The following is a 578-nucleotide window of genomic DNA, read 5'->3' on the forward strand; positions in this document are numbered from 1 at the left end:
CACACCGTTTGATAAGGTGTAAACCTGAAAACCACCCGGAGCTTGACGCATACTAACGATGCTGCCTTCCTCTGCTGGTTGCAGGAAGCCTTCTGCTTTGGCGTTCATGTCAGAAGGCTTTTCACCAGCTTGTAGGTAGGCGCTGTTAAGCGCAGTGAATACATCAGCAAATTGCGCTTGCGTTTCACTTTTGCCCATGCCAATCACAAAGCTTGGTTGATTAGACAGCAGCTCTTTTAACTGCGCGTTTACGCTCTCTAGCGTCGTTTTATCCAAAAAAGCTGCCAAGCTTTGCGCATAGCTCTCTTTCGATTGGCTTACGCTGTCTTGCTCCAATTGGAAAATACGCGCTTCCGCGTAACTATTTGGCTTGCGTTTGCTCCAATCAGAATCAAGATTTGCCAGTTCGCCATACCAGTTAGATGTGATGCTCTCTAGCTCAGCTTGTGTCACGCCGTAATCGCGAAGTGACGTCAACGCACTGATGAAAATTTGGTGCATTTGTTCACGGCGGTCAGGCGAAAATGAGATACCCGCCGACATTAGCCGTTGGTAGTTCGAGTAGTAAGGCTGCGCAT

Annotated in this window: 1 pseudogene; it reads right to left on the reverse strand. The window is 48.4% G+C overall.

The features are described from left to right. Nucleotides 1-578 (reverse strand): annotated as a pseudogene (locus tag R7Q46_RS28915) (insulinase family protein); the annotation flags it as partial.

It is taken from the genome of Vibrio sp. 811, from assembly GCF_033339195.1.